The organism is Capnocytophaga sp. oral taxon 329 str. F0087 (assembly GCF_000213295.2).
Lineage (GTDB): Bacteria > Bacteroidota > Bacteroidia > Flavobacteriales > Flavobacteriaceae > Capnocytophaga > Capnocytophaga leadbetteri_A.
Genome location: NZ_KN390045.1, coordinates 1 through 2,522 on the forward strand (window position 1 = coordinate 1; position 2,522 = coordinate 2,522).

The 2,522-nt window shown below is 35.9% G+C and carries 1 protein-coding gene and 1 pseudogene; both read right to left on the reverse strand.

Annotated elements, in window-relative coordinates; genetic code table 11:
* The coding region (locus HMPREF9074_RS10175; RefSeq protein ID WP_009392957.1) for a patatin-like phospholipase family protein at positions 1-2,217 on the reverse strand (2,217 nt) is incomplete at its 3' end.
* 79 nt (positions 2,218-2,296) lie between these two features.
* Positions 2,297-2,522, reverse strand: a pseudogene (locus HMPREF9074_RS10180) (hypothetical protein); the annotation flags it as partial.

The window sequence follows — 2,522 nt, forward strand, 5'->3', positions numbered from 1 at the left end:
AAACCAATAACCTATATTAAACAACCATACGGCTTGCTTCACTTCAGGCGAATAAGTACATTTTAGTTCCACAGGGCCTAAGAAACTATCAATACTGTAGCCTATACCATAGCCCGAATAATTAGGATACTTATGCCATTGGAAACTCTCAAATAGGTTATTATCTACTTTAGCCAAATTAGCTAATAACAATATGTGTTGTTTTTTAAAAGGCTCTATATCTACTACAAACTCTGATTTTAGGTAATTCTTAGCCCCAAAACTCAAAAAGTCATAACCATAAAAAGATGAATAGTTACCAAAGACATTCTTGTTATTCCCTCCTAAGAAGAAGTCAAGCGAATACACATTAGTACCTCCTATAGTTACCCCTCCTTCTAAATTAACCCGAGCTGCTGTTTTATAAAAGAGCGGAAAGGCAAATGATAGCTCTGTCTTGCCTGTAGTAAATCTGTTAAAATTAGGCATATCTGAGGCAAAAGCATACAGATTGAATTGTGAACTAAAATATACACCACGAGTAGGGAAGAATGTATTATCTAAGCTATCGTATTTTATATAAGAGTAAAGACTGCCAAAATGAGTATTTTCAGCATAAGAAACTACAGTACTCAACCCATATACTTGCTCAGCATCAAATCGTATTTTGCGGTGCTCTGCCCCTAAGCCGAAAACAAAACCATTCCCCAATAATGTTTGTAAATACAGCTGATTTACAAGGTCGTATGCTTCTACATCCATACGGTTTAATTCAGAGCCTTCTATACGATAATTAGAGAGTCTATGTGCGTTTAGTTTACGTTCAAACTGCATAAACCTTGAACGAACCCCATAGCTAATATAAAAGCCTTTATCTACAAAATAATCAAACTGATAACGACTATTATCGCCTACTATAAGATCTAAAGATAAGAAATCACTACTTTGTAAGAAGTAATTACGAGTATAGTTCATTAGAAAGCCCGTTTTTAGCAAATTGTCATAATGTACGCCAAATTTTAAATAGGTGCGCTGAGGGCTTTCTTTTATAAAGAAATCTATGTATTCTCCCTGATCAGTATGCCTAAGTTGGTGACTAACAGAATGAAAGTTGTTTGTAGCCATTAGGTTATCTAATCCATCATTTAACTCATCAAACGAAATCTTGCGGTCTAAATACTTCAGATGCATCTTACCACGTAAGTAACTTCTCGAAAAGTGGTCATTGCCGTGAAAGTGTACTTCTTTCAGGTAAAAAGAATCTATTTTTTGTATAGGTTCTCGTTTCTCTTCGTGTTTTTGATGGGCTGCTATCTCTTTTAAACGTGGTAAGAAGAGTGATGCTGCTATTCGTCCATTATTGATAATTTCTTCTCCTTTATCAAAAGAAATAATATTAAACCCCTCTATATTAGGCTTTATATAAATATCCGTCTCCTTTATTTTTCTGGGCATATTATCCGTCATCGGAAAAGTCGTTATTTGTGAAAAAATACTCAATACCGAATTTATTTCCTCACGTTTTGCTAACGGACTTTGCACATCTACCCCTATAATAATATCTACTCCTTTTTTCTTTATCTCATCTACAGGGTAATTATCCGCTATTCCCCCGTCTGTGAGCAACTTACCATCTATTTCTACCAAATCAAACAATGAAGGAAAAGAACCACTGGCTTTAATAGCTTGTGGCAAAAATCCATTTTCGAGTACTACTCCCTTCCCTGTCTCTATATCAGTAGCTACACAAAGAAAAGGAATAGGTAACTGCGAAAAATCATATATTTCATTTACAGGGTAAAGTAGCTTTACAAACTCATTATAAATACTTTGTCCTTTAGATACTGCACGAGGCAAACCTACTTTGAAGTTATTAAAAGGCAATGCCACTGCATAGCGGTCGTAAAGATACCGCTCGTGAAGTGATTTCGAACGGCGTGATATCTTGTCTTGCAAAAGTTTATCAAAGTCTAAACTCCTAAAAATAGAGTCTAACTCATTAGCCGAATAGCCTGCGGCATACATAGCTCCTACCATTGCCCCCATACTAGTACCTCCTATGTAGTCTATGCGTATGCCTGCTTCCTCTAATACCTTTAGCACTCCTATATGCGCTAAACCTTTAGCCCCTCCCCCACTGAGTACCAAGCCTACTTTTAGGTCTTGCTTTACAGCAGGTTCTTGTGCTGATAGAAGGCTGCAAACCATACAAAATATGACAAAAAGATATAATTTCATTTAGTTATGAAGGCTTAAATTTGCTACAAAGATACAAAAGGTAATGGTAAATACAAAGAAATAATGACTTTTTTCAATACTAAAGTATCGTCTTGCTTATTAAGCTATTGGCTATCAACCAATCATTAGTAGGGGTTGGCTGATAGATGTCACCTACTAAATCATCAGCTTGTACAGCAAGAGCGTAAAGTTGTTCTGAAATATTATGAACCCAGCAAGTGATAGGTATTTTTATTTCTTTCTGTTGATGCATTCCTAAATGTGCCGAAAGAGCTCTTAGGCTGCGTAGATGTGCCATACTCTTA